The organism is Pseudomonas sp. ICBG1301 (genome assembly GCF_016918385.1).
Lineage (GTDB): Bacteria > Pseudomonadota > Gammaproteobacteria > Pseudomonadales > Pseudomonadaceae > Aquipseudomonas > Aquipseudomonas palleroniana.
This window is the reverse complement of the sequence record NZ_JAEKGB010000036.1, coordinates 1-276: the sequence shown is the minus strand read 5'-3', so window position 1 is coordinate 276 and position 276 is coordinate 1. Positions and strand designations below refer to the sequence as shown.

The following is a 276-nucleotide window of genomic DNA, read 5'->3' as shown; positions in this document are numbered from 1 at the left end:
CCATCACCATCAAGGCCGGTGACACCGTCGGCACCGTGACCGTCCCGGCACCAAGCGATGACGTGTTCATCGACAAGAGCACCCAGACCGTCAAGATCACCGACGCTACCGGCGGCAACTTCGAGAAATTGGAAGTTGCAGGCAACGGCGCGACAACGATCATCAACGACACCATCGACAAGGTCGATGTGGTCCTGACCGCGACCAACACTGTGGGCGAAGGCGGCAACATCGTTTACACCGCCAGCCTTGTGGATAAAAACGGCGCAGCAGTAA

1 protein-coding gene is annotated in these 276 nt (G+C 58.3%); it reads left to right on the top strand.

Annotated features, from left to right (window positions below):
- On the top strand, window positions 1-276 hold a 276-nt coding region (locus JBE38_RS28135), incomplete at both ends, for an immunoglobulin-like domain-containing protein (RefSeq protein WP_205345603.1).